Annotated in this window: 24 protein-coding genes, 1 riboswitch and 1 other annotated feature; of the genes, 17 read left to right on the forward strand and 7 right to left on the reverse strand. The window is 60.9% G+C overall.

Annotation, left to right across the window (positions count from 1 at the left end; translation table 11 throughout):
* The first annotated feature begins 10 nt into the window (after positions 1–10).
* From dxs to BN3266_RS10520, 7 genes are all read left to right on the forward strand, one after another.
* Entirely contained in the window at positions 11–1,852 is a 1,842-nt protein-coding gene (dxs, locus tag BN3266_RS10490) for a 1-deoxy-D-xylulose-5-phosphate synthase (protein ID WP_278275380.1), read from the forward strand.
* A 4-nt stretch (positions 1,853–1,856) separates the two neighbouring features.
* Positions 1,857–2,666, forward strand: coding sequence for a TlyA family RNA methyltransferase (locus BN3266_RS10495; protein ID WP_059005108.1), 810 nt, complete (start codon positions 1,857–1,859; stop codon positions 2,664–2,666).
* Between the two features lie 21 nt (positions 2,667–2,687).
* Positions 2,688–3,545, forward strand: coding sequence for an NAD(+)/NADH kinase (locus BN3266_RS10500; protein ID WP_059005109.1), 858 nt, complete (start codon positions 2,688–2,690; stop codon positions 3,543–3,545).
* A 3-nt stretch (positions 3,546–3,548) separates the two neighbouring features.
* The gene (locus BN3266_RS10505) at positions 3,549–4,013 is read left to right on the forward strand and encodes an arginine repressor (protein WP_021659129.1); all 465 of its coding nucleotides are present in this window, start codon (positions 3,549–3,551) and stop codon (positions 4,011–4,013) included.
* 10 nt (positions 4,014–4,023) lie between these two features.
* The gene (recN, locus tag BN3266_RS10510; RefSeq protein ID WP_059005110.1) at positions 4,024–5,724 is read left to right on the forward strand and encodes a DNA repair protein RecN; all 1,701 of its coding nucleotides are present in this window, start codon (positions 4,024–4,026) and stop codon (positions 5,722–5,724) included.
* Positions 5,725–5,747: 23 nt separating this feature from the next.
* Positions 5,748–5,998, forward strand: a binding site (T-box leader).
* A 48-nt stretch (positions 5,999–6,046) separates the two neighbouring features.
* Entirely contained in the window at positions 6,047–7,276 is a 1,230-nt protein-coding gene (tyrS, locus tag BN3266_RS10515; protein WP_143161572.1) for a tyrosine--tRNA ligase, read from the forward strand.
* A gap of 22 nt (positions 7,277–7,298) precedes the next feature.
* Entirely contained in the window at positions 7,299–8,126 is an 828-nt protein-coding gene (locus BN3266_RS10520) for an alpha/beta fold hydrolase (protein ID WP_195891620.1), read from the forward strand.
* A gap of 83 nt (positions 8,127–8,209) precedes the next feature.
* Here BN3266_RS10520 and BN3266_RS10525 read toward each other — a convergent pair whose 3' ends face one another.
* The 5 genes from BN3266_RS10525 to asd form a co-directional block, all read right to left on the reverse strand.
* Positions 8,210–9,598, reverse strand: coding sequence for an MATE family efflux transporter (locus BN3266_RS10525; protein ID WP_195891621.1), 1,389 nt, complete (start codon positions 9,596–9,598; stop codon positions 8,210–8,212).
* A gap of 364 nt (positions 9,599–9,962) precedes the next feature.
* Entirely contained in the window at positions 9,963–10,415 is a 453-nt protein-coding gene (locus BN3266_RS10530) for an ACT domain-containing protein (RefSeq protein WP_073260949.1), read from the reverse strand.
* A 34-nt stretch (positions 10,416–10,449) separates the two neighbouring features.
* Positions 10,450–11,202, reverse strand: coding sequence for a 4-hydroxy-tetrahydrodipicolinate reductase (dapB, locus tag BN3266_RS10535; RefSeq protein ID WP_059005113.1), 753 nt, complete (start codon positions 11,200–11,202; stop codon positions 10,450–10,452).
* Positions 11,203–12,099 carry a 4-hydroxy-tetrahydrodipicolinate synthase gene (gene dapA, locus BN3266_RS10540; RefSeq protein ID WP_059005114.1) on the reverse strand — a complete coding sequence of 299 codons (897 nt, stop codon included), beginning with the start codon at positions 12,097–12,099 and terminating at the stop codon, positions 11,203–11,205.
* 57 nt (positions 12,100–12,156) lie between these two features.
* Complete coding sequence (gene asd, locus BN3266_RS10545; RefSeq protein ID WP_059005115.1) at positions 12,157–13,236, reverse strand: aspartate-semialdehyde dehydrogenase; 1,080 nt, start codon at positions 13,234–13,236, stop codon at positions 12,157–12,159.
* A gap of 140 nt (positions 13,237–13,376) precedes the next feature.
* A riboswitch (Lysine riboswitch) is annotated at positions 13,377–13,551 on the reverse strand.
* A gap of 76 nt (positions 13,552–13,627) precedes the next feature.
* Between asd and queA the strand changes: the two genes are divergently transcribed.
* Positions 13,628–14,659: a tRNA preQ1(34) S-adenosylmethionine ribosyltransferase-isomerase QueA gene (queA, locus tag BN3266_RS10550; RefSeq protein WP_195891633.1), complete on the forward strand. Its 1,032-nt coding sequence runs from the start codon at positions 13,628–13,630 to the stop codon at positions 14,657–14,659.
* A gap of 74 nt (positions 14,660–14,733) precedes the next feature.
* On the opposite strand, the gene BN3266_RS10555 is transcribed toward queA, so the two are convergent.
* Positions 14,734–15,447, reverse strand: a complete 714-nt coding sequence (locus BN3266_RS10555; RefSeq protein WP_059005117.1) for a 4Fe-4S dicluster domain-containing protein — start codon at positions 15,445–15,447, stop codon at positions 14,734–14,736.
* Positions 15,448–15,612: 165 nt separating this feature from the next.
* Here BN3266_RS10555 and BN3266_RS10560 point away from each other — a divergent pair, with 165 nt between their 5' ends.
* Positions 15,613–16,311: a Crp/Fnr family transcriptional regulator gene (locus BN3266_RS10560; protein WP_059005118.1), complete on the forward strand. Its 699-nt coding sequence runs from the start codon at positions 15,613–15,615 to the stop codon at positions 16,309–16,311.
* Between the two features lie 164 nt (positions 16,312–16,475).
* Here BN3266_RS10560 and BN3266_RS10565 read toward each other — a convergent pair whose 3' ends face one another.
* Complete coding sequence (locus BN3266_RS10565) at positions 16,476–17,915, reverse strand: alanine/glycine:cation symporter family protein (protein WP_242861759.1); 1,440 nt, start codon at positions 17,913–17,915, stop codon at positions 16,476–16,478.
* A gap of 232 nt (positions 17,916–18,147) precedes the next feature.
* On the opposite strand from BN3266_RS10565, the gene tgt reads away from it, so the two are divergent.
* The 8 genes from tgt to BN3266_RS10610 all read left to right on the forward strand — a co-directional run bounded on the left by tgt (position 18,148) and on the right by BN3266_RS10610 (position 26,743).
* A complete protein-coding gene (gene tgt / locus BN3266_RS10570) occupies positions 18,148–19,278 on the forward strand; it encodes a tRNA guanosine(34) transglycosylase Tgt (protein ID WP_059005120.1) in 1,131 nt (376 codons plus the stop codon).
* Between the two features lie 102 nt (positions 19,279–19,380).
* Positions 19,381–19,740 carry a preprotein translocase subunit YajC gene (gene yajC / locus BN3266_RS10575; RefSeq protein WP_021659144.1) on the forward strand — a complete coding sequence of 120 codons (360 nt, stop codon included), beginning with the start codon at positions 19,381–19,383 and terminating at the stop codon, positions 19,738–19,740.
* A gap of 240 nt (positions 19,741–19,980) precedes the next feature.
* Positions 19,981–21,255, forward strand: coding sequence for an ABC transporter substrate-binding protein (locus BN3266_RS10580; RefSeq protein ID WP_059005121.1), 1,275 nt, complete (start codon positions 19,981–19,983; stop codon positions 21,253–21,255).
* 40 nt (positions 21,256–21,295) lie between these two features.
* A complete protein-coding gene (locus BN3266_RS10585) occupies positions 21,296–23,812 on the forward strand; it encodes a response regulator (protein WP_242861760.1) in 2,517 nt (838 codons plus the stop codon).
* Between the two features lie 58 nt (positions 23,813–23,870).
* A complete protein-coding gene (locus BN3266_RS10590) occupies positions 23,871–24,293 on the forward strand; it encodes a TIGR04086 family membrane protein (protein ID WP_021659147.1) in 423 nt (140 codons plus the stop codon).
* Between the two features lie 340 nt (positions 24,294–24,633).
* Positions 24,634–25,260 carry a hypothetical protein gene (locus tag BN3266_RS13955; protein ID WP_154669062.1) on the forward strand — a complete coding sequence of 209 codons (627 nt, stop codon included), beginning with the start codon at positions 24,634–24,636 and terminating at the stop codon, positions 25,258–25,260.
* A 59-nt stretch (positions 25,261–25,319) separates the two neighbouring features.
* Positions 25,320–26,234, forward strand: coding sequence for a tyrosine-type recombinase/integrase (locus BN3266_RS10605; protein ID WP_059005124.1), 915 nt, complete (start codon positions 25,320–25,322; stop codon positions 26,232–26,234).
* On the forward strand, positions 26,231–26,743 hold the full coding sequence (locus tag BN3266_RS10610) for an AAA family ATPase (protein WP_059005125.1): 513 nt from the start codon (positions 26,231–26,233) through the stop codon (positions 26,741–26,743). The genes BN3266_RS10605 and BN3266_RS10610 overlap by 4 nt, the downstream gene beginning before the upstream one ends.
* Positions 26,744–26,781: the final 38 nt, after the last annotated feature.

Genomic DNA, 26,781 nt, shown 5'->3' on the forward strand with positions numbered 1-26,781 from the left:
GTGAACGGATTTGTCCATTTTACAGCGCATCAACGGACCCGGTGATTTGAAGATGCTCTCCACCGCTGAACTCAACGCCCTGGCGGAGGAGATCCGGGAGCGGCTCATCGAGGTGGTCTCCCAAAACGGGGGGCACCTGGCCTCCAATCTGGGGGTGGTGGAACTCACCATCGCCCTGCACCGCATCTTCACCACCCCCAAAGACGCCATTGTCTGGGACGTGGGGCACCAGTCCTACACCCACAAAATGCTCACCGGGCGCAGGGACCGGATCGACACCATCCGCACCGAAGGGGGGCTTTCCGGCTTTCCCAAACCGTATGAGAGCGAACACGACGCCTTTGTGGCCGGGCACGCCAGCACCTCCATCTCCGCCGCCATGGGGCTGGCCGAAGCCAAGCGCCAGCGGGGGGACGACGGCTACGTCATCGCCGTCATCGGCGACGGTGCCTTTACCGGCGGCATGGCCTATGAGGGGCTCAACAACGCCGGCAAGGCCCGGGGCAACCTGATCATCATCCTCAACGACAACGACATGTCCATCTCCAAAAGCGTGGGGTCGGTGGCCAACTATCTCTCGGAGATCCGCACCAAACCGGCCTATTTCCGCTTTAAGGACTCGGTCTCCCACCTCCTGGAGCGCACGCCGATGGTGGGCCGGCAAATCAAGGACGCCCTGGTCTCCTCCAAGTCGAAACTCAAGACCGCCATCTACCACAACACCTTTTTTGAGGACCTGGGGTTTGACTACCTGGGGCCCATCGACGGGCACGACATCGACATGCTCTGCGGCGCCCTGATGCGGGCCAAGCGCATCAGCCGGCCCGTTCTCATCCACATTGCCACCCAAAAGGGGAAGGGGTACCAGAAGGCGGAGGAAAATCCCGGCGCCTACCACGGGGTCTCCAGCTTCGACATCGAAAAGGGAAATCCCGACATCTCCAACGAGGATTCCTTCTCCACCGCCTTCGGCCGCGCCCTGGTGGGGCAGGCCATCAAAGACCCCTCCATCTGCGGCATCACCGCGGCCATGAAATACGGCACCGGGCTGCAGTTTTTCAAACACAAGTACCCCAACCGCTTTTACGACGTGGGCATCGCCGAGGAGCACGCCGTGACCTTTGCCTCTGGGCTGGCCACCGGCGGGCTGCGGCCGGTGTTTGCCGTCTACTCCACCTTTTTGCAGCGCTGCTACGACCAGATCATCCACGATGTGGCCCTGCAACACGCCCACCTGGTGCTGGCCATCGACAGGGCCGGTCTGGTGGGGCAGGACGGGGAGACCCACCAGGGCATCTACGACGTGTCGATGCTCCAATCCGTCCCCACCATGACCCTCTACTCCCCCGCCACCTACCGCGAGTTGCGCCACTGTCTGAACGCCTGTCTCTATGGGGAAGAGGGGCCCTGCGCCCTCCGTTATCCCCGCGGAAAGGAGGACGAGCGCCTTGCCTTTTTGGACGATCTGCCCTGCGAGGACCACCACCTCTTCCCGGGCAAAAAGAAGGGCGGCAAGGTGGTGCTCACCTACGGCCGAATCTTTGCCGAGGTCTATCCCGCCGCCCAGAAGGTGGGGGCCGCCGTCCTCAAACTGACCAAGCTCTTCCCCCTGGGGGAAGATGTCTGCGAGCTGCTCTGCTCCTACAAAGCCGTCTACTTTGTGGAGGAGGGGATCCGCAGCGGCGGCGTCAGCGAGCGGTTGGCCTCCCAGCTGGCCGAGAGCGGCTACCGGGGGTGCATCCACATCCGCGCCATTGAAGACGGCGTCATCCCCCAGGCCTCGGTGGAGTCGACCCTCGCCCACCTGGGCATGGACGAAGCCGGCATAGCCCGCTTTTTAGAGCAGGAGTGATCACATGAAGACAAGACTGGACGTCTATCTGACCGAACAGGGGCTGGCGGAGACCCGCCAGAAGGCCCAGGCCTACATCATGGCCGGCGATGTCTACATCAACGGCCAAAAGGCCGACAAGGCCGGCGACACCGTCAAAGAGGGGGACGCCGTCGAGCTGCGGGGCGCCAAGTTGCCCTACGTCAGTCGGGGCGGCCTCAAACTGGAAAAGGCCATGGCCGTCTTTCCCATCTCCCTGAAGGACAAGATCTGCATGGATGTGGGGGCCTCCACCGGGGGTTTTACCGACTGCATGCTGCAAAACGGCGCACAGAAGGTCTATGCCGTGGACGTGGGGTACGGGCAGCTGGCCTGGAAACTGCGCTCGGATGAACGGGTGGTCAACCTAGAGCGGCAGAACATCCGCTACCTCACCGACGAGCAGGTCCCCGACGAGCTGGACTTTGTCAGCGTCGACGTCTCCTTCATCTCCCTCTCTCACGTGCTGCCGGTCATCTGGCGCTTTCTCGCCCCGGGCGGTCAGGCCGTCTGCCTCATTAAACCCCAGTTTGAAGCCGGGCGGGAAAAGGTGGGCAAAAAGGGGGTCGTCCGCGACCCGGACACCCACCGGGAGGTCATCGAAAAGGTCATCTCTCTGGCTGGGGAGAACCAATTTGCTGTAAAGGGGCTTGACTTTTCACCTGTCAAAGGCCCCGAAGGGAACATTGAATACCTGATTTTCCTGGAAAAGGGAGCGGGAGAGGGTCTGCCGACGGTCGACAGCGAACGGGTGGCCGAGACGGTGGCTGCCTCCCACCGGACACTCTCTGTATAAATAGAGAAGGAGGAAGGGCATTTGCACTCTTTTTTTGTCATTCCCAACCTGGATAAGCCGCGCACCCTCAAATACACCCCGGAGGCCTGCCAAATCCTCGCCGACTGCGGGGCCGAGGTCTGGATGCCCGCCTACCTGCGGGAAAAGGTCCATCTCCCCGGCGTCCGCTTTGTCGAATCGGCCGTCGGCTACGACTGGTGCGACTGCATCCTCTGTGTCGGGGGGGACGGCACCCTGGTCCACCAGGCCAAACACGCCATTCATCACGACAAGCCCATCATCGGCATCAACACCGGGCGGCTGGGCTTTCTCGCCTGTATCGACTGTCACCGGCTCGACCTCCTCAAGCAGCTGGTGGCCGACGACTACGCGATCCAAGAGCGGATGGCGCTGGACGCCGTGATCACACAGGGAGGAAGCGAGCGCTGCTACACCGCCATCAACGACGTGGTGGTCACCGGCGGCACCGTCTCCCGCCTGCTGGACCTGGACATTTGGTGCGGCGAGGAGCAGGTCATCAACTACCGGGCCGACGGGGTCATCGTCTCCACCCCCACCGGGTCCACGGCCTACGCCCTCTCGGCGGGGGGGCCGGTCATCGACCCGGCCATCGATACCCTGGAAATGACTCCCATCTGCCCCCACTCGCTCTTTTCCCGCCCCATCCTCTTCTCCCCGGAGAGCACCCTCGCCATCCGCCAGGGCGCTCGCAACCAAAACGACGTCTACGTCACCATCGACGGCGAGCACTCGGTCAAAATCGGCGGAGGGGATCAGATCCTCATCCGCCAGGCGGACAAAAAGGTCAAGTTCGTCCTGCTGGACCGCAGTGGATTTTTTAAAGTCATCAAGGCCAAATTCATTGAAAGAGGGGATTGAAACGTGAAAGCAAAGCGCCAGGCCAAAATCATCGACCTCATCTCTCGATACGACATCACCACCCAAGAAGAGCTCCTCAAAAAGCTGCAGGAAGAGGGGTTCGCCGTCACCCAGGCCACCATCTCTCGGGACATCAAAGAGCTGCGCCTGGTGAAGAGCCTTTCGCGCGAGGGTGTTTACCGCTACACCACCCCCCAGCGCCCGGGCAGTGCGGGCGGCGTCAACTTCAACTACTCGATCATCATTGCCGAGGCCCTGCGCCAGGTCGACTACGCCCAGAACATCGTCTGCGCCTTCTGCTACAAGGGGCTGGCCTCTGCGGCCTGCGCCGCCTTTGACGAGATGCAGTGGAACGGCTTTGTGGGCTCCCTGGCGGGGGACGACACCTTTTTTATCTTGATGAAGAGCGAGGAGTACGCCCGGGAGCTCTGCGAGGAGCTGCGGACCTACATCCCCCAGAACAGGTAGGAAGAGCGCCATGTTGCGAACACTCTACATTGAAAATGTCGCTGTCATCCAGCGGGCCACCCTGCCGCTGGAGGCGGGACTCAACGTCCTCACCGGCGAGACCGGCGCGGGAAAATCCATCCTCATCGGCGCGGTCAACGCCATCTTGGGCAACCGCACCTCCAAGGACATGGTGCGCCAGGGGGCCGACAGGGCCCTGATCAGCGCCCTGTTTGAGGAGCTTTCCCCGGCGGTGGCCGCCCGGGCGGAGGAGATGGGGTACGACTGTCCCGACGGCAGCCTGCTGATCGTGCGGGAAATCGGGCGGGACGGCAGAAACACCTGTAAAATCGGCGGCCGTCCGGCCAACGTGTCCATCCTCAAGGAGTTGGGGCAGCTGCTCATCAACGTCCACGGCCAACACGACAGCCAGCAGCTGCTGGACGAGAAGAGCCACATCCGGGTGCTGGACACCTACGGCCAGTTGGAGCCCCTGCTCGAGCGCTACCAGGCCCAGTATGTCAAGGTGCGGGACCTCAAGCGCACCATCGCCGACTTGGAGGCCCGCCGCAGCGAGCGGGAGCGGCAGATCGACCTGCTCTCCTACCAAATCGGAGAAATCACCGAGGCCGACCCGGCCCCCGGCGAAGACCTGGTGCTGGAAGAGCAGATCAACAAGGCCAAATACGCCGAGCTCATCGCCCAGAACCTGCAGGCCGCACAGGACTGTTTGAATGGCGGGGAGGAGGGGAGCGGCGCCATCGGCCTGCTGCAGACGGCAGCCCAGTCCCTGCAAAACATCCGCGAATACCTGCCCGCCACCGGCGCGGTGGGGGACAAGCTGACCGCCCTTCTCTACGAGCTGCAGGAGCACGCCGCCGACCTCTCAGCCCTTTCGGGCGGGCCGGATGCGGACGCCTATGTGGACATCGATTTTTTGGAAAATCGCCTGGCCACCCTGCAGCAGCTGGAGAAAAAATACGGCGCCACCCTCGACGAGGTGCTCGCCTACCGGGACGACTGCCAGCGCCAGCTCGAGGCCCTTGCCGGCAGCGACGAGGAGATCGTGTCCCTCAAAGAGCAGATGCGCGACGAGCTGCGCGCCGCCACCGACCTGGCCCAGCAGCTCTCGGCCAAGCGCAAAAAGGCGGGAGAGCGGTTCTCCGCCGCCATCTGCCGGGAGCTGGCCTTCCTCAACATGAGCGGGGTCACCTTTGTCACCGAGGTGATCTCCGAGCCCAAGCTCCACCGGGACGGGATGGACGCCGTCCGCTTCCTCATCTCGGCCAATGTGGGGGAGGCGCCCAAATCCATCTCCAAAATCGCCTCAGGGGGCGAGCTCTCCCGCATCATGTTGGCCATTAAAAACATCCTCGCCGAGAAGGACCAAATCGACACCCTGATTTTTGACGAGATCGACACCGGGGTCAGCGGCAGCGCCGCCCAAAAAATTGGCCAAAAACTCAAGGAGACCGCCGCCTCCCACCAAATCATCTGCGTCACCCACTCGGCCAGCTTGGCCGCCTACGGGGGCAACCACCTGCTGATTTCCAAGCACTCCGACGGGGTGTCCACCTTTACCGACATCCGCCCGCTGGGGGAGGAGGACCGGGTGCGGGAGTTGGCCCGCATCATCTCCGGCGACGCGGTCAGCGGGGTGTCGCTGCAAAACGCTCGGGAAATGCTCACCCGCGCCCAGGGCGGTGTTGACAACCGCACGGCAAACGGGTAAGATACAGGTAATGCAAAAATTGCTTACAGGCAGAGAAGGGGACCAGTACCGCCGGCTCAAAGTCCCAAGAGAGCTTTCGTTTGCTGAGAGAAAGCGGCTTTTCCGGCGGGAATACACCCCTGAGCCGCCCTTTTGAACCCGGCCGATTTTTGGCCGGCAGTAGGGAGGGCCGTCCGGCGCCCGTTACCGCGCCCCAACGAGGCCGTCGCCCCTCCAACATGGGTCGGGAGACGGCAAACTGAGGTGGTACCGCGCGTGAAAACTCGCCCTCTGTGCACAAAATGCACAGAGGGCTTTTTTATCAAATGAAAAAGGAGAATGTATTGTGGGAATCTTTAATGAACTGCAGGCCCGGGGGCTCATCGCCCAGTCGACCAACATGGAGAGGGTGGAGGAACTGCTCAACGGCGACAAGCCGGTCACCTTCTACATCGGCTTTGACGCCACCGCCGACAGCCTTCACGTGGGGCACTTTCTGCAGCTGACGGTGATGCGGCGGCTGCAGCAGGCCGGTCACCGCCCCATCGCCCTGCTGGGCGGCGGCACCACCCTGGTGGGCGACCCCACCGGCAAGACCGACATGCGCAAGATGCTCACCAAGGAGGAGATCGCCCACAATGTGGAGCGGTTCCAGCAGCAGATGTCCAAGTTCGTCGACTTCACCGACGGGCGCGCCCTGGTGCTCAACAACGCCGACTGGCTCTGCAAGCTAAATTATCTGGACTTTCTGCGGGATGTTGGTGTATACTTTACAGTGAACAAGATGCTCACCGCCGAGTGCTTTAAGTCCCGCATGGAGAAGGGGCTTTCCTTTATCGAGTTCAACTACATGATCATGCAGAGCTACGACTTCCTGCACATGTACGACGCCGTCGGCTGCACCATGGAGCTGGGGGGCGACGACCAGTGGGCCAACATCCTCGGCGGGGTGGACTTGATCCGCCGCGTCAAGAGGGAAGAGGCATACGGCATGACCTTCACCCTGTTGACCACCAAAGAGGGCAAGAAGATGGGCAAGACCGAGAGCGGCGCCGTCTGGCTCGACCCCGAGAAGACCAGCCCCTACGAGTTCTTCCAGTACTGGCGCAACATCGACGACGCCGATGTCATCAACTGCATGAAGATGCTCACCTTTATGCCCCTGGAAGAGATTGCCCAGTACGAGGCGCTGCAGGACCGCGAAATCAACCGCGCCAAGGAAAAACTGGCCTTTGAATTGACCAAGCTGGTTCACAGCGAGGAGGAGGCGCAGAAGGCCCTCGAGGCGTCCAAGTCCCTCTTCGCCGCGGGTTCCGCCTCTGAGCACATGCCCACCACCCCCCTCGACCAGTCCCTGGTGCAGGACGGCTCCGTCGGCCTGCTGGATCTGATGGTGATGGCCGGCCTGACCCCCTCCAAAGGGGAGGCCCGGCGGCTGGTGCAGCAGGGCGGTGTCAGCGTCGGCGAGGAGAAGATCGCCGACGCCCAGCACCGCGTCTCCCTGGATGCGTTCAAAGACGGCTTTATCATCATTAAAAAGGGGAAAAAGACCTTCCATAAAATCACCCTGTAACAAAAAAGAGAGGTGTGCGCAGATGACGACAGAAGTGTTTGGCGTACCGGTAGAGTACAAGATCGTGGGGGAGGGAACTCCCGTTCTCTGCATCCACGGCTGGACCGAGAGCATGGTGCAGATGGAGCACAGCATCGAACCGGTGTTTGCCCCCTTCATCAGCTACAAGCGGATCTATTTTGACCTGCCCGGAATGGGGAAGACCCCCCGTTGCGACCAGGTCAAGAACAGCGACGACATGCTGCAATTTGTCAAAGCTTTTGTCGAGCAGGTCATCCCCGGCGGGCGGTTTTTGGCCATCAGCCGCTCCTACGGCGGCTACATCCTCCGGGGCTTGCTGGCAGCCATGCCCGAGCGGATCATGGGCGGCATCTTCATCTGCCCGCTGGTCGAGCCCGTCCGCCAAAAGCGCATCCTCCCCAACTTCAAGGTGGTCTACCGCAACGAGGAGCTCATCAAACAGCTGCCCGCCTCGCACCGGGTGCTCTTCACCAACCTCTTTGTCATCCAGGACCAGTACACCTATGACCGCTTCTTGGATGAACTTGCCTCGGCGGCCGCCATCGACGAACCCTATCTGCGCAGCATCAGCCACTCCCCGGGGTATGCCTTCAGCGAACTGCCCGAGGAAAACGGCCTCTGTGACGTGCCCACCCTCTTTTTCCTGGGCAAACAGGACAATGTGGTGGGCTACACCCAGTGCGTCGATTTGGTGAGGGACCACTACACCCGCCACTCGCTGCTGCTGTGGGAAAATGCCGGTCACAACCTGGAGATCGAGCACCACAACCTCTTCTGCGAGACGGTCAAGAGCTGGTTGCGGGGGATCGAGAACGAGGAGAGCATTTAACGACCACTCTCTGCGACAAGATAGAAAAGAGCCGCCGGCGTTCAAGTAGAACGCCGGCGGCTCTTTTTCAAATGCTATTTTTCTTACACTTCGAGGGACTCGTCAAACTCCGCTTCTCGAACCACAATGGTGCGCTTCCACTTGTCGGTCTTCCAGCGCCAGAAAGAGGCGAGCACCTCAAAGAGGGCGGCCACGGGGATCGAGTAATAGACGGCGGCAAAGCCGAAGGGCTTCATCATCACCAGGGCGGCCAGGTAGCGGACCACCATTCCCGCGATGGTGATGAACATCACCATGTTCATGTCACCCACCCCTTTGAGGGTGTTCTCATAGACGTTTCGCAGCCCGCTCAGGAAGGTGAAGGTCACAATAAAGCGAACCATCACCGAGCCGATGTCGATAATTTGCTGCGACCCCTCGCCGCTGATGAACCACGAGACAATGGTGGGCCCCAGCAAAAAGACCACGGCAGAAACCGAGAGGCAGAAGATGAGGGAGAGCAGGTTGCCCATCTTGACGCCTTCCCGCACCCGTTTGATTTTCCCGGCGCCGATGTTCTGGGCCGTAAAGGCGCTCATGGCCACGCCGATGCTCATGGCGGGCATAAAGGTGATGTTGTCCACCTTGTTGGCCGCAGTGTAGGCCGCGATATAGGCGGTGCCGTAGTTGTTGATGATCCCCTGCATCATGATGCCCACCAGGGAGACCGAACTCATCTGAATGGTGGAGGGGATGGCCAGTTTGAACATCTTCATGGCCATTTCGTTGTTGTAGTAACGGGCCCATCCCGTCTCGTCCGGCTGTTCCAGGAAGGCGATCTTCTTGTAGAGCACGATCCAGGAGATGACACAGCAGACGGTCTGGCTGATGATGGTGGCAATGGCCACACCGGCAACCCCCCAGCCGAAGTTGATGACAAAGACCAGATCCAGCACGATGTTCAAGATGGTGCAGATGATCAGGAAGTAGAGCGGGGGTTTGCTGTCGCCCAGGGCGCGGTAAACTGCGGAGAGGGCGAAGTAGAGGAAGTTGAAGGCCAACCCGCCCATGTAGATGCACAGGTAGGTGTTAGCGCCGTCGATGATGTTGGCCGGGGTGTTGATCATCTGCAGGATGGGCTTGCAGATAAAGATGCCCACGATCCCCAGAGCGGTGGCGACGACTCCCTCAAAAATCAAAAAGGTGGTGATGGATTTGCGGCAGCGCTTGTGGTCGCCCGCGCCGAAGTACTGGCCGATGACCACCCCGCCGCCGGCGGACATGCCGTTGGCAGCCGCGACAAACAAAAAGAAAATAGGGCTGCTCGCCCCAACGGCCGCCAGCGCATCCGCGCCGACCCAGTTGCCGACGATCACCGTGTCGGCGATGTTGTAAAATTGCTGAAAGATGTTTCCCAGCAGCATGGGGAGCATGAAGAAGAAAAGCTGCTTCATGATGTGATCCCCACGCGTCATATCGTTTCGCTGATTCAAATATGACCCTCCTCTTTTAAAATCGACATCGCTAATAATGATACAATATTCTTTTACAAAAAGCAAACACATGACAGCCGATTTAAGGGCTATTTGACCAGATTTGATGCCATTTTTGGGGCCAATCTTTTTATCGCTTTTTTGTGCATATTACATAAATATTTGTGCAAATTTTGCACAACAAAACGGGCCCCCAAGAGGCCCGTTTCTGTTTTGCAATTTTCGTTTTTGGTTTATATCGCCGACTTCGGCCGGGGGAGGGGGGAGATTGCCGCCCATCAGATTGTCTGCTGGGTCATCTCCCAAGCTTGTGCCCCATGGCAAATCGTCTTTTGGGGAACGGAGAGCGGAGAAGGGGAGGAGCCTACCCTTCCAGCGCCGCCTTGGCCGCCCCCAGGTCCCCCGCAGGCAGCAACAGGGAGATGTCGGTCTCCGAGGTGGTGATCATGGCGATGGAAGCGCCGCTTTGCTTGACTGCAGCGATCACCGCCGCCGCCACACCGGGGCAGAACTGCATCTCTTCCCCTGCGGCCACCAGCTTGGCATAACCGTCGGAGATGGAGAACTTGATTTCGGGGAAATCCCTGCGGATGGCCCCCAACACCTCGACCACTTTGACGTAGTAGCGGTTGGAGGTGGTGAAGGAAAAGCTGCAGGTGGCGTCCTCCGAAGTGGTGAGGGAAATCATATCCAGGTTGACATCCACCTTGGCGATCTCCAAGAAAACCTCTTCCAAAAACTGCGACTGACCGTCGATGTTGCGGAAGGTGACCACCATCTGGTCCTCCACTGCCGCAATACTGGTTACACCAATCATCTTTGCCATCCTTTCTCTTGCAAGGCGTTTCCCTTTACAGGAGGGACGCCATGTCGTACAGGCCGGGCTTCTGCCCCGCCAAAAAGACCGCTGCGTTGACCGCCCCCACGGCGAATACCTCCTTAGAGGTGGCGCTGTGGCTTAGAGTGAGCACCTCGTCGCGCCCGGCAAAAATCACCTCGTGCTCGCCGACGATGGTGCCGCCCCGCACCGAGTGGATGCCCAGCTCCTCTTTGCCGCGCTTTCGGCGAACGCTGTGGCGGTCATAGACGTACTCGTATCGTCCGTCTGCCACCTCGTTGATGGCGTCGGCGAGCATCAGGGCGGTGCCGCTAGGGGCGTCCACCTTCTGGTTGTGGTGCTTCTCTAGGATTTCAATGTCAAACTGCCCCCCCAGCACCTGGGCCGCCTTCTGCGCCAGGGCGGAGAGGAGGTTGATGCCCAGGGACATGTTGGCGCTGAAGAAGATGGGCACCTCTTTGGCGCTCTCCCTGATCTCGGACACCTGCTCGGGCGAGAGGCCGGTGGTACAGATCACCGCCGACACCTTTTTCTCCCTGGCAAAGCGCAGGATCTCTCCCAGCAGGGAGGGGTGGGAGAAATCGACGATCACATCCCCTTCCAGGGGGCACTCCCCGATGGAGCGATAGAGGGGGAAGGGGAGACCCTCCGCCGGCCCGGCAATGTCGATTCCCGCCGCGATCTGGCAATCCTCCCGCTCGGACACGCACTGGCTCACCACCCGGCCCATCTTGCCGAGGGCGCCTGCGAGTAAAATACGGACCATCTATCTGCCCTCCACCAGGCCGTTTTGGGCCAAAATCTCCCGCAGAGCGGCCAACTGGCCCTCCGCCATGGAGCAGAGGGGAAGGCGGCATTCGCCCACGCCCAGCCCCATCAGGTTCATGGCGTCCTTCACCGGGATGGGGTTGACGTCCATGAAGAGGGCGTTGATCAGGGGCAGCAGTTTCAGCTGCAGGGCAGCGCTCTCGGCAGTCTTGCCGTCAAAGTAGAGCTGACAGATCTCGTGGGCCTCCCTGGGCATCACGTTGGAGAGCACCGAGATGACCCCCTTGCCCCCGAGGGAGAGGATGGGAACGATCTGGTCGTCGTTGCCCGAATAGACGTCCAGGCAGTCGCCGCAGGCGGCAAACAGCTTGGCGATTTCGGAGATGTTGCCGTTTGCCTCCTTCACCGCCACAATGTTGGGGTGTTTTCCCAGCTCCCGGTAGGTGTCGATTTGGATGCCCACCCCGGTGCGGGAGGGGACGTTGTAGAGGATCACCGGCAGGTCGGTGGCGTCGGCAATGGCGGTAAAGTGCTTGACCAGCCCCCGCTGTGAGGTCTTGTTGTAGTAGGGGGTGACGTGCAGCAGGGCATCGGCCCCCGCCTCTTTGCTGAGTTTGGACAGCTCCACCGCCACGGCGGTGTCGTTGCTGCCCGCACCGGCCACCACCGGCACCCGGCCGGCCACCTTTTTTACGGTGTAGCGCACCACGTCCATGTGCTCCTCGTGGCTCATGGCGGCGGATTCGCCGGTGGTCCCGCAGGTGACGATGCAGTCGGTGCCGCTCTCGATCTGCCAGTCAATGAGCTCCCCCAGTTTGGGGTAGTTGACCTGGCCGTCCTCTAAAAATGGGGTCACAATGGCCACACCGGCGCCGGTAAATACAGTTTTCTTCATCGGTGACACTCCTCCCAGTCAAAAAGCGCAAAGGCCGCGCCTCTGCGGCTTTGCCAATCAGTCCAAATAGCCCTTGGCGGCCAACAGCTCCGCCATCAGCACCGCGCCGCCGGCGGCCCCACGCAGGGTGTTGTGGGAGAGGCAGACAAATTTGTAGTCGTACTGGGTGTCCTCCCGCAGGCGGCCGATGGAGACCGCCATCCCGTTCTCCAGGTTGCGGTCCAGTTTGGCCTGGGGGCGGTCGCTCTCTTCAAAATAGTGGAGGAACTGCTTGGGGGCGGAAGGGAGGTCCAGCTCCTGCGGCTCCCCGGCAAAGGCCGCCCAGCGCGCCTTGATCTCCTCGACGGTGGGCTTTTTGGCAAAGGAGACAAAGACCGCGGCGGTGTGTCCATCGGACACCGGTACCCGCAGGCACTGGGTGGTGATGGAGGGCCCCTCGGCGTTGACGATCTCGCCGCCCTCGACCTTGCCCCAAATCTTTAGGGGCTCCTGCTCGCTCTTCTCCTCCTCGCCGCCGATAAAGGGGATCACGTTGTCCACAATGTCGGGGAAGGTCTCAAAGGTCTTGCCCGCGCCGGAGATGGCCTGGTAGGTGCAGGCCAGCACCTTGGTGACCCCAAAGTCCATCAGGGGGTGGATGGCGGGCACATAGCTCTGCAGCGAGCAGTTGGACTTGACTGCCACAAAGCCACGCTTGGTACCCAGGCGGGCCCGCTGCGCCTCGATGACAGCGGCGTGCTCGGGGTTGATTTCCGGCACGATCATCGGCACGTCGGCCACCCCGCGATGGGCCGAGTTGTTGGAGATGACCGGGCACTCCCGCTTGGCATAGGCCTCTTCCAGGGCCTTGATCTCATCTTTTTTCATGTTGACGGCGCAGAAGACAAAGTCCACCTGGTGGGTGATCTCGTCGATGTCCTTTTCGGCGTCGAGCACCCGCATCGACTTGACCGACTCGGGCATGGGGGCGCTCATGGCCCAGCGGCTGCCCACCGCCTCTTCATAGGTCTTTCCCGCCGAGCGGGCAGAGGCCGCCAGCACCTTTAGGTGAAACCAGGGGTGCCCCTCCAACAGGGTGATAAAGCGCTGGCCGACCATCCCTGTCGCGCCGACAACGCCCACTTGAAATTCTCTCATCACAATTTCCTCCTTCTCCTTGTGCCTTCTCGATCCCTTCCTACAGAAAAAGAAAAAACCGGTTGAAAACCGGCATAGCATGCAATATAATAGAAAGGTATGGAGCTTCTGCGGCCGCGTCTTTGCGGGCACACAGAGCCAGATCCGATAGCTCTCCACCATGTCACATGATGACAGTCGCAGCCTTGTTCAGGCCTGCGCCCAGGGGCCCCTATGCCAAAGGCGTCCCCTTCGGCGGCGTTGCCTTTTCCACCGGCGTTTGCGGCTTGGCGCCTAGCCGGCGGTACTGATCAAAACCGCACCTCTATCTTTATCTATATTCAGTTGCCCTTATCATAACACCCGCGCCCGTATCTGTCAATTTGAAAAGCAAAGGACTGTACTTGCCATGCTGCGAAAAAGCGATTTTTATTACGACCTGCCCGAAGAGCGCATTGCCCAAACCCCCATCTATCCCCGGGACCACTCCCGGCTCATGCAGCTTGACCGCCGCACCGGCGCGATCACCCACCGCCACTTTTACGACATCGTCGAGCTGCTCGAGCCCGGCGACGTGCTGGTGGTCAACGATTCCCGGGTCCTGCCCGCCCGCCTCTACGGCCAGAAGTCCGACACCGGGGCCAAGGGCGAGGTGCTGCTGCTCAAACAGCTGGGCCCCGTCACCCGCTGGGAGTGCCTGGTCAAACCCGGCCGCAAGCTGAAGACCGGCGTCCGCCTCACCTTTGGCGAAGGGCTGCTCACCGGCGAGATCACCGAGGTGCGGGACGACGGCAACCGGGTCATCTCCTTTGACTGCAAGGACGAGGACTTCTACAACCTCCTCGACCAAATCGGCCAGATGCCGCTGCCCCACTACATCCACGAGGAGCTTGAGGACAGCGAGCGCTACCAGACCGTCTACGCCAGGGAGCGCGGCTCTGCCGCCGCCCCCACCGCCGGTCTCCACTTCACCGACGAGCTGCTGCAGACCCTCCGCGACAAGGGGGTCATCATCGCCTCAGTCACCCTCCACGTGGGGCTGGGCACCTTTCGCCCGGTGAAGGAGGAGAATGTGCTCGAGCACAAGATGCACACCGAGCACTACGTCATCCCCCAGGAGACTGTCGACATCATCGAGCGCTGCAAGGCGGAGGGGCACCGGGTCATTTCGGTGGGGACCACCAGCACCCGCACCCTCGAGTCCTGCTACCAGAAAAACGGCAGACTGATGGCCTTTTCCGACGACACCGACATCTTCATCTACCCCGGCTATCAGTTTGGGGTCATCGACGGGCTCATCACCAACTTCCACCTGCCCGAAAGCACCCTCATCATGCTGGTGAGCGCCCTCGCCGGGCGGGAGAATGTACTGCACGCCTACCAGGTGGCAGTGGAGGAGAAATACCGCTTTTACAGTTTTGGCGACGCCATGTTCATCCTCTGACCCCCTCGCATCAACGCAAAAGAATGCGGTCCCCCGCCTGTGGGGGACCGCATTCTTTCTGTTGGAAAAGGGCATCAGCAGCGGTGCTCGGCCAACACCTCGCCCTCTGTGGAAATCACCGTCACCCGGCAGGGGATCTCCTTGCCGCAGCCCTTCAGCGCCCGTCTGACCGCCTGCTCTATCCCGCCGCAGCAGGGGACCTCCATCCGCACCACCTGAAGGCTGTGGATGTTGTTTCGGGCCAAAATCTCGGTGAGTTTTTCCGCGTAGTCCCCCTCGTCCAGTTTGGGGCAACCGATGAGGGTGATCTTTCCTCGGATAAAGCGCCGGTGGAAATCGCCGTAGGCATAGGCGGTACAGTCGGCTGCAATCAGCAGGTCCGCCCCGTCAAAATAGGGGGCGTCCATTGGGGCCAGTTTGATCTGCACCGGCCACTGGGAGAGTTCGCTGCCGCAGGCGGCCGTCTCCTCCTGCGCCGACTTCTTGGGGGCGATGGTCCGCGACTGACTGCCCGGGCAGCCGCAGGGGAGGGGAGCTGTCCCCGCCTGTTTGGCCGACTGGGCGGCTTTGACCGCCGCCGCGTCATAAGCTGGCGCCTCTCTCTCCTCAAAGGTGATGGCCCCCACCGGGCAGGCCGGCAGACAGTCGCCCAGACCGTCGCAGTAGTCCTCCCGCAGCAGCTCGGCCTTTCCATCCACCATGCCGATGGCCCCCTCATGGCAGGCCTCTGCACAGAGGCCGCAGCCCACGCAGGCGTCCCGGTCGATTTTAATGATTTTTCGCTTCATATCACGATTCCTCCCAATTGGTCTGATCCCCTGTATTTCCTTGCTTTCCTGGGTCCAGTATAGTACAATACAGCTGTTTGTTCTGTTGAAAATTCAACAAATAGATCAAATCAAACATTTTCCTGCCGTGCATGGGCATCGGGGGAGAAGAGGGGGGAGCCATCTGTGAACCATCTGCCAGAACTGCCGCCTTCGCCGCTCTTTTCGGGGATCGAGGCGGGGGAGCTGCCACAGCTCTTGTCCTGCCTCGGCGCGCGCTGGAGCAAATTTTCCAAGGGGGCCATCCTTCTCGACGCCGGGGAGCCGGTCAGCCAGATCGCCGTCCTCCTCGCCGGGCGGGCCCAGGTCCTGCGGGAGGAGTACAATGGCAAGTGCACCATCCTGGCGGAATTGGGCCCCGGCGACCTCTTCGGCGAGGCGTTTGCCTGTGCGCCGGGGCCCACCCAGTTCTCGCCGGTCACCGTACTGGCCTGTGGGGAAGGGGCTGTCCTCCGCTTTGCCGCGGTGCGGCTCTTCTCCGGCGATCCGCCCTGCTCCTTTCACCCCCAGTTGGTGGGGAACATGATGGGCATCCTCGCGGAGAAGAACATCCTCCTCAACCGCAAAATTGGCCATCTCTCCAAGCGCACCACCCGCGAAAAACTTCTCTCCTACCTATCTGAACAGGCCGCCTTCCAGGGGAGCGAGCACTTTTTGATCCCCTTTGACCAGCAGCAGTTGGCCGACTACCTCTGTGTCGAGCGCAGCGGCCTCTCCGTCGCCCTCAACCGCCTGCGGCGGGAGGGGGTCATCCGCTATCGCAAAAATCGATTCTCCCTCTGCACCCCTTTAGAAGAAGGCGAGCCGAAAAAAGGAGGGCGCTAAAGGGAAGAGGCTCATCCTCCGCGGGGACAACAAAACAGTTTTTTTCAAGACGACAAAAATGGGCGGGCGCTGTGGCAAAAAATGCCGCGGCGTCCGCCAACTGTTTTTACAGGGAGAGCTCAGCCTCCGAAAAATGCCCTTTCCAGCGCCTTTTATCCGCTTTTCTAGACTTTTCCCGCCGAGCGTTTTTGGGCCCGCAACGCCCGCTTTTCAGCCCTCTGGGGAATCAAGACGTGCTCTTGGTAGTCGCGGCACTCCCGGGCCACCACCCCACTGAGGGCGAGCAGACAGATCAGGTTGGGGATGGACATCAGCCCGTTCATGGTATCTGAAAAGTTCCAGACCACTTCCAGCGAGGTGGTGGCCCCCAGGAAGGTCACCAGGGAAAAGAGGACCCGGTAGAGGTAGTTGGCCGCGCGGGAGTGCACCAGGTATTCCAGCGACTTCTCTCCGTAGTACTCCCACCCCAGAATGGTGGAGAAGGCAAAGAGGGCGATGCCCACCGTGACGATCATCCCCCCGGCAGACCCGAGGGCGGCGCGAAAGGCGGCAATGGTCAGGTTGACCCCGTCGAGCAGCTTGCCGTCGGCCCCCACCGTCCCCAGCACCCCCGAAGAGGCAATGGCCAGCCCGGTCACCGAGCAGACCACCAGGGTGTCGAAAAAGGTGCCGGTCATGTTGATGTAGCCCTGGCGGGAGGGGTGGTCGGTCTTGGCGGCAGCGGCCGCAATGGGGGCCGAGCCCAGACCCGCCTCGTTGGAAAAGACCCCGCGCGCCACCCCCCAGCGCATGGAGGAGAGGACGGTGGCGGTGATGGTGCCGCCCACCCCGCCGGCCACAGCGGTGGGGGAGAAGGCCATCCGCACAATTTCAGCCAACCCCTGGGGCAGATTGCCGGCGTTGAGGGCGATGACCGCGATCCCCGCCACAAAGTAAAAGACCGCCATCACCGGCACAATGACCCCGCAGACCTTGCCGATGGACTGAATGCCCCCCACCAGCACCACGCCAACCAGCGCGGCCAGGACCAGGCCGGTCACCCAGGTGGGGACCCCGAAGGTCGAGCCCACCGCGTCGGAGATGGAGTTCGCCTGGGTCAGATTGCCGATGCCGAAGGAGGCCAGAACGGCAAACAGCGCAAAGAGAAAGGCGAGTACCGCGCCGATCCAGCGGATGGGGAAACCGTCGCGCAGGGCGTACATCGGCCCGCCCGCCATCTCGCCACTCTTGGTTTTGACCCGGTATTTTACCGCCAGCACGCTCTCGGCGTACTTGGTGGAGAGGCCAAAAAGGGCGCTGACCCACATCCACACCAGGGCCCCCGGCCCGCCCAACACCATGGCCGTGGCCACCCCGACGATGTTGCCGGTGCCGATGGTGGCCGCCAGGGCGGTCATCAGCGACTGAAAGGCGGAGATGTCCCCCTCCCCTCCGGCGGCTGTTTTCTCCCGCGAAAAGACCGATTTTAGGGCGTGTCCCAGGTTTCGCCAGGGGAGAAAGCCCAGCCGCAGGGTCAAAAAGACGCCGGTCCCCACCAGGAGCACCAACATTACCGGCCCCCAGACAAAGTCGTTGACTGCCTTGATGATTTCATTTAGCCCCAATCTCTCTGTCACTCCTCTCGACTGCCCGCCCTGCAACATCCATTTGGCGGGACATTGTTGCGTTTTATTATAGCAAATCCGCCCCTCCTTGTCGAACCGCCGCCCGAGAGGGGAGGCGGGAAAGGGGGGATGGGCTGGCGGGCAAATTGACTTTTCGCCGCCAAATGTCTATAATAATGGCCTGTATGAACCGGCGCGTCCACCGGGGCGCGCCCAGACAAGGAAGTGAACTATGTACACCCTGCTCAAACAGTCCGGCCACGCCCGCCGGGGCGAATTCAAAACGGTGCACGGCACCGTGCAGACCCCTGCCTTTATGAATGTGGGCACGGTGGCGGCCATCAAGGGGGCGGTCAGCTCCTACGACCTGGTGGACCTGCGCACCCAGGTGGAGCTGTGCAACACCTACCACCTCCATCTGCGCCCGGGGGACAAGCTCATCCACGAACTGGGCGGTCTCCACAAATTTATGGGGTGGGAGCGCCCCATCCTCACCGACAGCGGCGGCTTTCAGGTGTTCTCTCTGGCGGGGCTGCGCAAAATTCGGGAGGAGGGGGTCACCTTCGCCTCCCACATCGACGGGCGAAAAATCTTCATGGGCCCGGAGGAGAGCATGCAGATCCAGTCCAATCTGGCCTCCACCATCGCCATGGCCTTTGACGAGTGCATCAAGCTGCCGGCCGAGTACAGCTATGTCAAGCCCTCCTGCGACCGCACCTACCGCTGGCTGGTGCGCTGCAAGGCCGAGATGGCCCGGCTCAACGCCCTGCCCGACCGCAACAACTCCAACCAGATGCTCTTTGGCATCAACCAGGGGGGCACCTACGAGGACCTGCGGATCGAACACGCCAAGAAGATCGCCGCCCTCGACCTGGACGGCTACGCCGTGGGCGGCCTGGCGGTGGGAGAGCCCAAGGAGGAGATGTATCACATCCTCTCGGTGGTGGACGAATACCTGCCGCAGGACAAGCCCCGCTATCTCATGGGGGTGGGCACCCCCGGCAACATCATCGAGGGAGTCTGGCGGGGGATCGACCTCTTCGACTGCGTCATGCCCAGCCGCAACGCCCGCCACGGCCATCTCTTCACCTGGGAGGGCATTCGCAATATCAACAACCAGAAGTACGAGCGGGACACCCTGCCCATCGACCCCCAGTGCGACTGCCCCACCTGCCGTCGCCACTCCCGCGCCTACATCCGCCACCTCTTCCGCGCCGGCGAAAAGCTGGGCCAACGGCTGGCGGTGATGCACAACCTCTACTTCTATAACACCCTGATGGAAAAAATTCGCGCCGCCCTGGAAGAGGGGACCTTTGAGGCGTTTCGCGCCCAATATGTCGATTTGCTGGACACCCGCATCTAGAGGAAGATGTGAACGCTGCGTGAAGATTTGCAAACCGGTTGAAAAACCGGCAAACAGATAGTATAATAAAAATACTGTAATTTTTTTGGAGGGAAACTATCAATGTCGAATTTGTTTTTGCTGGAGGCCGCCGGCGGCACCAATATGCTGATGACCTTTCTGCCCATGATCCTCATCCTGATCATCTTCTACTTCATGCTCATCCGTCCCCAGAGCAAGAAGGACAAGGCCCTGAAGAAGATGCGCGACGACCTGCAGGTTGCAGACGAGATCACCACCATCGGCGGCATCGTCGGCCGCGTCCTCTCCATCAAAGAGGACACCGTTCTCTTTGAGACGGGCAGCGACCGCACCAAACTGCGGGTCAAGAAATGGGCCGTGCAGGAAGTGGAGAAGCTCTCCGACCCCATTGACAACGCCGATCCCAAGGAAAAAGAGAAGGACAAAAAAGAGAAAAAGTAGTGTTTCCGCTCCTTCCGGCCAGACCTCACACCAGTGGGGTCTGGCTGTTTTTTGTTTCGACGATGGGGAACAGGAGATAAAAAAGAAGGACAATTTGACAAATAACACCCAATTATTTACACTGATAGCAGTAGATGCTTCTCTTTGCTGCCACAGAGGTGTTTGCCGACCTTCCGCAAGGGGGAATCGCGCGGCGGCCCGGTAAAGCAAGAGAAGCCTTCAAAAGGGGGATGATGTCGCATGAACAGGCGAAAGCGGGCCCTGGCCCTTCTTGTCTCGCTGGCTCTGGCGGTCGCTGCCTTCAGCGGCTGTTCGGACGGGCCGGGGGAAAACAGGGTCTTTCCCTCCAATCGGGGAGAGGAGCGGGAGTGCGAGCTCACCTTTTTTGGCTTCAAGTACGAAGCGCTCAATGTCACGGCCATTGAGGATGCTCTCCACGGCTACATGGACCAACACCCTGAGACCAACATCTCCTATGACGGCATCAAGAGCCCCGAGTACTTTGAGGTGTTGAGCAAGCGTCTTGCCACCGGCAACGGAGACGACATTTTCATGGTGGATCACGAACGGGCGCTGGAACTGGGGGCCCAGGGAAAACTTGCGGATCTCTCCGACCTCTCCACTTTGGACCGCTTCAGCGGTCTGGCCAAAAGCCAGATGTACGCCGGTGACACCCTCTACTATATCCCCACTTCCATCTCCGCCTTCGGCCTTTACTGCAATCTGGACTTGCTAAAAGAACACGGGCAAATGGTCCCCGAAAACCTGGCTGAATTCGAGGCGGTCTGCGACTACTTTGTGGGCCAGGGCATCACCCCTATCGTTGCCAACAACGACATCTCCCTCAAGACGGTGGCCATTGCCAAGGCCATGCTGCCGGTCTACCAGAGCGAGGACCCAGTGGCCGCCATCGGCCGCTTCAACAGCGGCGAGGCGAACCTGGCCGAGGCCCTTCGCCCCGGGTTCTCCTTTGTAGAAGAGATGTTGTCGCGCGGCTGGGTGGATAGGGAGGAGGCGCGGGACACCGCCAAGACCAAGGACGACCTGGTCCTCTTTGCCGGGGGAGAGCGGCCCTTTATGCTCACCGGCGCCTGGGCCACCCCACGCCTGCGGGAGTGTTCGCCCGATTTCTCCTTCGAGGTGCGCCCCTACCCCATTGCAGAGGACGGAAGCGTGCTGGTGGTCAACGTAGATACCCGCGTCAGTGTCAACGCCGACAGCCCCCACCTGGAAGAGGCCAAGCGCTTTGTCGAGTATCTGACCCAGCCTGACGCCCTCTGGGAGTTTGTCGACAGCCAGAGTTCCTTTAGCCCCCTGGACGAAAACCGTCTGGCGGAGGACAAGGCCATTCAGTCCATCGGCCCCTACCTCACCAACGGCCGCTGTGTCCTCGGAGCAGACGATAACCTGCAACTTCCCATCTGGGACGTCACCCGCCAGTGCATCGCCGGCATGCTCGAAGGGGACAGTGCCGAGTCGGCGGTCAGCCGGATGGAAGAGCTGATTTCCCAGTAGGGGGAAGGCGACACAGAACAGAGAGAAAGGGGGCCTTTTTGTGAAGGTTAAGCACAGGGTGGTCGCAGTGGTGCTACTGGTGACCCTGGCGGTGGCAGCCCTCTTAGCTGGTGGCTTTTTCTACATCCACAGCGTCCAGAACGCCCTCTGGGACATGGCGGTCACCGATATTTTAGAGGTGACTGCCCAGGGCCGCCACGCCCTGGACGTCTACCTGGAAAAGGATGCCGATGCCCTGCACCTCTTGGCCGTCGAGTTGGCGGAGGAACAGCCGGGCGATGCGGACGCCATCCAGGAGAAGTTGCGGCTGGCCGGCGGCGACGAGGGCGACTTTCTCTGCGTCGATTTGGAAAGGGAGATCGCCTACACCAGTTTGCGGGAGGGGGGCGTTCCCCTGCGCGAGCCACAGCTGGAGGTCTTTCAGGCCCTGCAGGGACAGGGGATGCGCGAACCCTTTTTGGAAGGGCGCACCGGGGTCTGGACGGTGGGCGTCTATGAGCGCTTTTTCTTTGCAGACGGAACTGCGGGCTACCTGCAAAAAGTGCAGCCCCGCAGCGAGATCGCCGACCGGTTCTCTCTCTCTTTCTACGGCAATACCGGCTTTTCCTACGTGGTCAACCGGGAGGGGGCCATCCTCATTCGCTCCCAACACCGAAACAGCAACCGCACCTTTCAAAATCTCTTTGACATCATCGACTTACAGGGAAACAGCGCCCAAGCGGTGGACTCCTTTCAGGCGGCGCTGGCGGACGGCCAGCGGGGGGTGGCCCGCTTTCAGTATCAAAATGAGGACTATGTGTTCTGCTATGTACCGCTGGAAAACGCCGACGGCTGGTATGTGGTCTCCATCGTCCCTGACGGGGTGATCATGGAACAGGCCGAGACCATCACCCGACACTCCCAGGTCCTCTTCGCCTTTATTCTGGCGGCGGTTTTGGTTTTGGCCGCCATCTTTCTGATCTATCGCCACTTTTCCCGCCGGGTCCTGCAGATGCAGGAGGCAGCCCGCGAAGCGGCCGAAAGTGCCAATCGCTCCAAAAGCCGGTTTCTCTCCAACATGTCCCACGACATTCGCACCCCGATGAATGCCGTTTTGGGCATGGCCCGGCTCGCCGCAGACCACGCCGAGGAGCCCCAGAAAGTGCGGGAGTACATGAAGAACATCCAACAGTCCGGCCAGCTGTTGGTGGGACTCATCAACGACGTGCTGGACCTCTCCAAAATCGAAAGCGGAAAGATGACCCTCCGCACCGAGGCCGCCTCGCTGGCCGATTTATTGGCCGACATGGTCACCGTCACGCAGCCCATCGTTCGCCAGCGGCGCCAGCGCTTTGAAGCAGTGGCCTGTCAGGTCTCCCATGAGACCCTCTGCTTTGACGGGCTGCGGCTGCGACAGGTGCTTCTCAACCTCCTCTCCAATGCCGTCAAATTCACCCCAGAGGGCGGTTCCATCCGCCTGGAGGTGGAGGAGACCCCCTCCCCCTGCGAGGGGTGTGCCCACCTGATCTTTCGAGTTTCTGACAGCGGTATCGGGATGAAGGCGGAATTCCTAGAGCACTTCTTTACCTCCTTTGTGCGGGAACAGGACAGTCGGATCGATCAAATCGAGGGCAGCGGCCTGGGGATGGCCATTACCAAGATGCTTGTCGACCTGATGGGGGGGACCATTTCTGTGGACAGCGCTCCCGGCAAGGGAACGGCCTTTACTGTAGAGGTGGACCTCCCTCTCTCCTCTGAAGGGGCGGGAGGATCCCCATCACTGCCCCCGTTGCGCGTTCTGGTGGCCGACAGCGACGAGCCCTCCCGTCAAGCGGCCGCCGCTGCCCTGCGCGACCTGGGTGCAGAGGTGCAGACCGCCGAGGGGGGAGAGGCTGCGGCCCAAAGGCCACAAAAAGAGGAGTGGGATCTCGTCCTCCTCGGCTGGCAGCCCACCGACCCCGACGGCCTTCAGGCTGTTCGCGCCATCCGGCGGCTGGGAAAAGGTGTTCCCCTCCTACTCACCTCTGCCTGTGATTGGTCTCCGGCAGAGGAAGAGGCCCTGGCTCTCGGCGTCACTGGGTTTCTGCAAAAGCCCCTGTTTCCCTCCGCTCTCCGCCGCTGCTTGCGGCAGTATGCTCTGGGAGAAGCCTCCGAAGAAGAGGCGCAGGGAGAGGAGGTCTCCCTCGCCGGACGGCGCATCCTGCTGGCCGAAGACAACCCCCTCAATCGGGAAATCGCCCAAGAGTTGCTGCAGAGCTTTGGCGCACAGGTGGAGGCGGTCGAAAACGGGCTGGCCTGTGTCGAGCGGTTTGCCAGCACCGGACCTGATTTTTTCGACTTGATTTTGTTAGATGTCCACATGCCGGTGATGGGGGGACACGAGGCGGCCCGACAGATCCGCGCGATGGTGCGGGCGGACGCCGCCACCGTCCCCATCCTGGCCATGACGGCGGACGTCTTTGCCGAGGACATACAGGCCGCTATGGATGCGGGGATGAGCGGGCACCTGGCCAAACCGCTGGACGTGCCGGCCATGCTGCGGGAGATCAGCGACCAGCTGCGGCAAAAGCCCGCATAATGCCCTGTTTGGACACATAGACTGTACCAAAGTCTTAAATAGACGGAGGGAACAGACGATGCGTACAGGGGAGAGAACCGCGGCAAAGGGGCCGGTCAAAACAGAGGGTGGCAGTTTCATCAAACACTGGCTCATCGGCGTCGGCGCTGGAATCCTGGGCACGGCTCTCACCCTGGCGATTTTTGCCTTCACCATGACCCTACACGATTTTGGCAGCGCCTTTTTTATTGCCGGCACCACCGTCATCCTGGCGTTGGGCGGCTTTTTGGCGGGCTTTGTCGCCGCCCGCATCCGCCGGCAAAACGGGATGGCCATCGGCGCCCTGTCGGGGGTGCTGCTCTACCTGCTCTATCTCGGGCTCTCCCTGCTCACCTTTGGGCTCGCTTTTGGCCCCATGGCCATCACCAAACTGGCCATCTGTGTCATCCCCGCCTGTTTGGGGGGCGTTTGGGGGGTCAATTACCGCAAAAAGCACCGCTGACACAAAGAATAGGATCGAAATCGATTCCCGGGCGCACCGCTCCAGAGCAGGGGCGGCGTGCCCGGGAAATTTGTATTGACTCAATCACAGGCGGCCCGGCGTTCATTTTTGAAAGAGAGGGGCAAAGGAGAAACGCGCATCCATCGCTGGAAGCATTTTGCCCTTGTAATTTTGTCTTCCAAGGGGTATAGTAGTTTCCATAATCTCACTGTTTTCTCCCCTTCCGCACCCGATAAGGACACCTGCCCCCTTCCTGTCCAGCAGAGGACAAGGGAGGGGAGAGCTTGTACTAATCTTCCCCTCCCCCTCATAGACTGTATCGAACAGGAGGGAAAAGAAGATGAGACGTACAAGACATCCGGCCCGACGGCCGCACCGAAACAGGCGGGGAAGCGCCGTCAACCCACTGCTGCTGAGCCTGGCGATTACCTTTGTGTTGGGCTGTGTCGCGGGTTCTCTATTGGTGCCTGGCTTGCCCTGGGCGGAGGCGGGAAGCGGCGCTTCGGCCTGTTCATGGGTCCGATGCGCCATCAGCAGCCGCTGGCAGGACGTGCTCTCCCAGGGAGTTTTGGCGCCGCTGGCCATCCTTTTGGGGCTCTACGGCTGTTCGTTCAGCGGCATCGGCGTGCCTTTTTGTTACCTCTTTTTGGCGGTACAGGGGGTCTCTACCGGGCTCACCGGGGGCTATCTCTATTTCTATCACGGAGTGTCGGGGGCGGTCTTTAACCTCCTCATCTTGCTGATGCCCACCGTTCTGTGCGCCGGCGCCCTCCTCCTCTTTGCCCGAAACTGCGCAGGGGTCTCCTACCTCGTCTGCAAAGACCTTTTCTGGGGGGAGAAGGAAGAGTTGGGGCAGCCCTTTCGCCGCCTCACCCACAGCCTGGGGGTCGCCACCGCTTTGATCGTCGCCTCTGCAGTTCTCAAGCTGCTCAGCTTTTGGGCATTCTCCTCCTACATACAGGTGTGAGGAACGACTGTCGGCCGCTACTTTAAAAAACAAGATGAAAAGGGGAGGGAAGGAGCGCAATGTATTCCATTGCTGAACAGTTTGCCGCCCATCTCTGCGGCAGGGTCTCCACCGGCACCTCACGGGCCTACCTGTCCGATGTAAACGGCTTTTTGCAGGCCATCTCCTTTGCCGGCAACACCGATGCCATCACCGACGGCGCCGTCGAGGCCTATTTGGGCGCGCTGCGCGAACAGGGGCTCAAGCCGGCCACCTTGAACCGCAAAGTCTCCTCCATCAACGCCTTTGTCAAATACCTCAAACAGGCGGAATTGGTGGAGTACAGCCAGGTGCAGACCCAGTCGCTGGCCGTGCAAAACTATCTGCGCCCCTTTCCCGAATTCCTCTCTCCGGCCGATGTGGACCGCCTTCTGCAGGTCCCCGATCTCTCCACCCCCACGGGGCTGCGGGATCGCGCCATGATGGAGCTGATTTACGCCTCCGGCATTCAGGTCAAAGAGCTGCTGGCCCTGCACCCCTGGCAGATCAACTTTAAAAAGAGCCGCCTTGTGGTGGAGGGGAAGGACGGCGCGCAGCGGAGCGTCCCCCTCTACCCCCAGTGCTTGCAGCTGCTGCAGCGCTACTGCCGGGAGGTTTTGTCCGCCCTTCCGTCCGACGGGGAGGGCGCCTCACAAGACCTTCTCTTTCGCAATCTGGAAGGCGGACCCCTCTCCCGGCAGGGGTTTTGCAAACAGGTGCGCAAGTATGCGGCCCGGGCCGGGCTGGGGGAAGGGGCCACCGCCAAGGCCCTGCGGCAGTCCTTTGCCGCCCATCTCCTGCAAAGCGGCGCCCCCATTCAAAACGTGCAGGCGCTGGTGGGGCATCTCACCCCCCAGTCCACCGCCTTCTACCACAACGCCGTCCGACACGCGGCCCGCACCTCCTACAAAAAACACCATCCCAAAGCCAAGTCCGGGGGAGGGAAGAAGCAGTGAAAAAACAGCTGATCGTCGTCAACGGCACCATGGGGGTGGGGAAGACCGCCACCTGCCAAGCCCTCAAAAAGATACTGACGCCCAGCGTCTTTCTCGACGGGGACTGGTGCTGGGATATGGAGCCCTTTGTCGTCAGCGATGAAAACAAGGCGATGGTGATGGAAAACATCGCCTTTCTCCTCCGCAATTTTCTGCAAAACAGCAGTCTACAATACGTCCTCTTTGGCTGGGTCATCCACCAGAGGGAGATCCTCGACGAGCTGTTGGGTCGGCTCACCGGTCTCTCCTTTGACTGCCAGGTATTCACCCTTGTCTGCACCCCAGAAGCCCTGCAGGCCCGCCTGCAAAGGGATGTAGAGCAGGGGTCCCGCGCGGCTGACGTCATTCCCCGCAGCCTCCAGCGGCTGCCCCTCTACGAGCAGATGAAAACAGAAAAGATCGATGTCAGCCAAATCAGCGCCCGCGAAGCCGCCGAGGAGATCGCCCGGCAAATTGCCGCGCATTCTTGACTGTTTTTTGCGTCGTCCGACAATGATTTTTCAAAAAG

The organism is Bittarella massiliensis (ex Durand et al. 2017), from assembly GCF_001486165.1.
GTDB lineage: Bacteria > Bacillota > Clostridia > Oscillospirales > Ruminococcaceae > Bittarella > Bittarella massiliensis.